7 protein-coding genes and 1 tRNA gene are annotated in these 4,586 nt (G+C 65.6%); 6 read left to right on the top strand and 2 right to left on the bottom strand.

Annotation, left to right across the window (positions count from 1 at the left end; translation table 11 throughout):
* The 5 genes from WB785_RS24845 to rdgB form a co-directional block, all read left to right on the top strand.
* Nucleotides 1-414: rhomboid family intramembrane serine protease (locus WB785_RS24845; RefSeq protein ID WP_424082774.1), on the top strand; the 414-nt coding region annotated here is incomplete at its 5' end.
* Nucleotides 411-1,244 (top strand): glutamate racemase, encoded by an 834-nt coding sequence (murI, locus tag WB785_RS24840; RefSeq protein ID WP_424082772.1) that lies wholly within the window; start codon nucleotides 411-413, stop codon nucleotides 1,242-1,244. The genes WB785_RS24845 and murI, both read left to right, overlap by 4 nt.
* Nucleotides 1,245-1,304: 60 nt before the next feature.
* On the top strand, nucleotides 1,305-2,078 hold the full coding sequence (locus WB785_RS24835) for a cyclic nucleotide-degrading phosphodiesterase (RefSeq protein ID WP_424082770.1): 774 nt from the start codon (nucleotides 1,305-1,307) through the stop codon (nucleotides 2,076-2,078).
* 21 nt (nucleotides 2,079-2,099) lie between these two features.
* A complete protein-coding gene (gene rph, locus WB785_RS24830) occupies nucleotides 2,100-2,879 on the top strand; it encodes a ribonuclease PH (RefSeq protein WP_424082767.1) in 780 nt (259 codons plus the stop codon).
* Nucleotides 2,876-3,481, top strand: a complete 606-nt coding sequence (rdgB, locus tag WB785_RS24825; protein WP_424082776.1) for an RdgB/HAM1 family non-canonical purine NTP pyrophosphatase — start codon at nucleotides 2,876-2,878, stop codon at nucleotides 3,479-3,481. The genes rph and rdgB overlap by 4 nt, the downstream gene beginning before the upstream one ends.
* On the opposite strand, the gene WB785_RS24820 is transcribed toward rdgB, so the two are convergent.
* Entirely contained in the window at nucleotides 3,476-3,829 is a 354-nt protein-coding gene (locus WB785_RS24820) for a DUF3817 domain-containing protein (RefSeq protein WP_424082765.1), read from the bottom strand. The two genes, rdgB and WB785_RS24820, sit on opposite strands and share 6 nt — an antisense overlap.
* The gene (locus tag WB785_RS24815; protein ID WP_424082763.1) at nucleotides 3,826-4,215 is read right to left on the bottom strand and encodes a hypothetical protein; all 390 of its coding nucleotides are present in this window, start codon (nucleotides 4,213-4,215) and stop codon (nucleotides 3,826-3,828) included. The genes WB785_RS24820 and WB785_RS24815 overlap by 4 nt, the downstream gene beginning before the upstream one ends.
* A gap of 74 nt (nucleotides 4,216-4,289) precedes the next feature.
* Between WB785_RS24815 and WB785_RS24810 the strand changes: the two genes are divergently transcribed.
* Nucleotides 4,290-4,372: transfer RNA gene (locus WB785_RS24810), tRNA-Leu, on the top strand.
* Nucleotides 4,373-4,586 lie beyond the last annotated feature (214 nt).

The raw sequence follows: 4,586 nt of genomic DNA, 5'->3' as shown, positions 1-4,586 counted from the left end.
GGGCCCGCGCTGGTGCTGGGTTTTCTGGTCACGCTGGCCGGGCTGTCCCGGTTCCTGTGGGCGACGGCGATCGTGTGGATCGTCGGCGGCTTCGGCACCTGGCTGATCGGCAACTGGGGATCGTCCTGCGGCCTCGAGAGTGATCACATCGGCGCCTCGGGGCTGATCTTCGGCTGGCTGACGTTCCTGCTGGTGTTCGGATTTTTCACCCGCTCGGCCTGGCAGATCGTGATCGGGATCGTGGTGCTGGTTGCATACGGCGGTGTGCTGTGGGGGGCGGTTCCGGTGCTCAATGTGTGCGGCGGGGTGTCCTGGCAGGGACATCTCTGCGGGGGCATCGCCGGCGTGCTGGCCGCATACCTGTTGTCGAGCCCGGAACGTAAGGCGCGACAACATCGCCGTGTGCCGGCATGAGTGATGCACTAGCCCCCATCGGGGTGTTCGACTCCGGTGTCGGCGGGTTGACCGTGGCGCGCGCCATCATCGATCAGTTGCCGGACGAGGACATCATCTACGTCGGCGATACCGGCAATGGTCCCTACGGGCCGCTGACGATTCCCAACATTCGCCGGCATGCGCTGGCCATCGGCGACGACCTGGTCGACCGCGGCGTCAAGGCGCTGGTGATCGCGTGCAATTCGGCATCCTCGGCCTGCCTGCATGACGCGCGGGAACGCTATGACGTGCCGGTCGTCGAGGTGATCCTGCCCGCAGTGCGTCGTGCCGTCGCCGCAACTCACAACGGCCGCATCGGCGTGATCGGCACCCAGGCCACCGTCGCGTCGGGCGCCTATCAGGATGCGTTCGCCGCCGCCCGCGACACCGAGATCACCGCGGTGGCATGCCCGCGGTTCGTCGATTTCGTCGAGCGCGGCATCACCAGTGGCCGCCAGGTGCTCGGATTGGCCGAGGGTTATCTCGAGCCGCTGCAGGGCGCCGACGTCGACACCCTGGTGCTGGGCTGTACGCACTATCCGCTGCTATCCGGCCTGATACAGCTGGCGATGGGCGAGTCGGTCACGCTGGTCTCCAGTGCCGAGGAGACAGCGAAGGAGCTGCTTCGGGTACTCACCCAAGCCGACCTACTGCACCCGCACCCCGATTCCCCCGGGACGGCAGCGCCGCGTCGGGCGTTCGAGGCCACCGGCGACCCCGAGGCGTTCCTCACCCTCGCGGCGCGTTTTTTGGGACCGGCGATCACCGGCGTCCACCCCGTCCACCGTCACGTCGCGACGCCTAGCTGAGTTCCTCCCCGACGAAAGCGGGGATGTTTTCGCCAACATCGTGCCGGGCATGGCACAGTAGTGACCGTGCGAATAACCGTGCTGGGCTGCTCCGGGAGCGTCGTCGGCCCGGACTCGCCGGCATCGGGATATCTGCTGAGGGCGCCGGACACCGCGCCGCTGGTCATCGACTTCGGCGGGGGTGTGCTCGGAGCGTTGCAACGGCATGCCGATCCGGGGTCGGTGCACGTGTTGCTGTCGCATCTGCACGCCGATCACTGTCTTGACCTACCGGGATTGTTTGTCTGGCGCCGCTACCACCCGTCGCCCCCGACCGGGAAGGCGTTGATGTACGGCCCGAGCGACACCTGGTCGCGGCTCGGCGCGGCGTCATCGCCCTACGGCGGCGAGATCGACGATTTCTCCGACATTTTCGATATCCGGCATTGGGTCGACGGTGAACCCGTGCAAGTGGGCGCGGTCACCGTCTTGCCCCGGTTGGTCAGTCATCCGACCGAGTCGTTTGGCATGCGCATCACGAATGGCGCTGGGGCATCGTTCGTATACAGCGGTGACACCGGCTATTGCGACACCGTCATCGAGTTGGCCCGCGACGCCGACGTTTTCCTGTGTGAGGCGTCCTGGACGCATTCGCCTGACCGTCCCCCCGACCTGCACCTGTCGGGCACCGAGGCCGGGCGCATCGCGACCGCGGCCGGAGTTGGCGAGCTGTTGCTCACTCACATCCCGCCGTGGACCTCGCGTGAGGACGTGATCAGCGAGGCAAAGGCCGAATTCAACGGCCCGGTGCATGCCGTGGTCTGCGGCGAGACGTTCAACGTCGGTCGGCACTGACCTCGCGCTAGGGTTGGCGGCGTGTCCAAACGAGAAGACGGCCGCCTTGACGACGAGCTTCGACCAGTTGTCATCACCCGCGGATTCACTTCGCACCCGGCGGGTTCGGTGGTGATCGAATTCGGTCAGACCAAAGTCATGTGCACGGCGAGCGTCACCGAGGGCGTGCCCCGGTGGCGCAAAGGATCCGGCTTGGGCTGGGTTACCGCCGAATACGCGATGCTGCCGTCGGCCACTCACACCCGCAGTGATCGCGAATCGGTGAAGGGCCGCCTGTCTGGCCGCACGCAAGAGATCAGCCGGTTGGTCGGCAGGTCGCTGCGTGCCTGCATCGACCTTGCGGCGTTGGGGGAGAACACCATTGCGATCGACTGCGACGTATTGCAGGCCGACGGCGGTACTCGCACCGCGGCGATCACGGGCGCGTATGTCGCGCTAGCCGATGCGGTGACCTACCTGTCCGCGGCCGGCAAGCTGTCCGATCCGCGGCCGCTGTCCTGCGCGATCGCGGCGGTCAGCGTTGGTGTGGTCGACGGCCGGGTGCGAGTGGACTTGCCGTACGAGGAAGACGCCCGCGCTGAGGTCGATATGAACGTCGTCGCCACCGACACCGGAACGTTGGTCGAGGTCCAGGGCACCGGTGAGGGCGCGACGTTCCCGCGGTCGACGCTCGACAAGATGCTGGACGCGGCGCAAGGGGCCTGCGAGAAGCTCTTTGTGGCGCAGCGCGAGGCATTGGCTTTGCCGTACCCAGGTGCGCTGCCCGAAGGGCCCGTGCGTGAGAAGGCGTTCGGAAGCTGACGCGCCTATTGGTCGCCAGCAGCAATCGCAAGAAGCTGGCCGAGCTGCGCCGCGTGCTGGATGCGGCCGCGCTGACCGGTCTGACGTTGGTGTCGCTCGACGACGTGCCACCGTTCGACGAAGCGCCGGAAACCGGTGCGACCTTTGAGGACAACGCGTTGGCCAAGGCGCGCGACGGGTTCGCAGCGACGGGGCTGCCGACCGTCGCCGACGACTCCGGCTTGGAGGTGGCCGCGCTGGGCGGGATGCCCGGCGTGCTATCGGCGCGATGGTCGGGCGTGCACGGTGACGACGCCGGTAACACCGCGCTGCTGTTGGCGCAGCTGCGCGATGTGCCCGATGAGCGACGTGGCGCCGCGTTCGTGTCGGCGTGCGCACTGGTGTCGGACTCGGGTGAAGTTGTCGTCCGCGGCGAATGGCCCGGCGCGATCGCGCGAGAGCCGCGGGGCGACGCGGGCTTCGGCTACGACCCGGTATTCATTCCGGACGGTGCGGACCGTACTGCGGCGCAACTGAGTTCGGAAGAAAAAGACGCGATATCGCATCGCGGTCGCGCGCTGGCGTTGCTGTTGCCGGCGCTGCGGGCACTGGCAGACTCATAAGTTGAATTGCGCCTTGATGTTTCGGGTCTGAAAGTGCTCGACGATGATTCCGACCAGCGGAATGGTTCCGGCTAGCAGCACGCCGATCGTCTTGGGAATCGGCCACCGAACCTTGACGGCGAGGTTGAAAGCTGCGAGTACATAAGTGAAATAAACCCAGCCGTGTACCACGCCGATCCAGGTCGGTGGATTCGAAACTTTGACGATGTAGTGGACCACGAGCTCGTAGCACAGCGCGATCAGCCAGATACCGGTCGTCCACGCCATCACCCGGTAGCCCAACAGCGCGGTGCGGATCTTTTCGACGGGGGTCACCGGGCGCGCTTCGGGCGTCTCGGGTGCGGTCATGCGGTGGTCCTGTTCTGTTTTCGAGGTATTTCGTTGTCTGCCTTGGCAAGTTCGGCCAGGTATGCGTTGTACTCCCGCAGTGCGGGATCGTCAGCCTTGTGCTGTGCGGGTTTGGGTCGCTCGGGCAGCAATCCGTCCGGCAGTTCGGTCATCGCGCGATCCTTAAGCGGCTCCGGCGGGGCCTCCTCGTAACGGACGAATTTCCGGTAGGCGTACACACAAAATCCGGCGAACAGCGGCCACTGCATCGCATAGCCGAGATTCTGAAAGGTGCCGGACGTTGACTGAAACCTCGTCCACTGCCACCAGCCCAAAGCGAGGCAACCGCCGGCGGCGAGAATCACCAGCGCAATCAGCGCGGGTCTCCGACGACGTGTAGTGGACACCCCTAGAAGGTACTCCGACGCCTGCTGTGCAGGCTCATCTGTCGGCTAGGCAGAACGGTACGATCGCTGGGCATGCGGGCGTGATGGAACGGCAGACATGCCGGCTTTAGGTGCCGGTGCTCGAAAGAGCGTGAGGGTTCAAATCCCTCCGCCCGCACAAATGGGAATCACCCACCTAATCTGACCTGTCGCAGGGCGGCGCTCGCCCAGTGAAGTGCGTCACCATCACCTCAGACCGGGCAGTGTTTCCAGCCCTCAGGCGTTAGCAGACGGTAACGGCCACTAAATCCGGCGGTGGCCCCTTAGCTAGCGAGGTTGATTTGCAGCAAACCCGGGGCTTTTCCACCTTGTTTCCTGAGGGGATCAAGGGG

The sequence above is a fragment of the Mycobacterium sp. genome (assembly GCF_049585075.1).
Lineage (GTDB): Bacteria > Actinomycetota > Actinomycetes > Mycobacteriales > Mycobacteriaceae > Mycobacterium.
This window is presented reverse-complemented; position numbering and strand designations above follow the sequence as displayed.

Excerpts from the sequence above, each read along its gene's own strand:
- WB785_RS24820 (WP_424082765.1), bottom strand. The coding sequence starts at position 3,829 with ATGACCGCACCCGAGACGCCCGAAGCGCGCCCGGTGACCCCCGTCGAA.
- murI (WP_424082772.1), top strand. The coding sequence starts at position 411 with ATGAGTGATGCACTAGCCCCCATCGGGGTGTTCGACTCCGGTGTCGGC.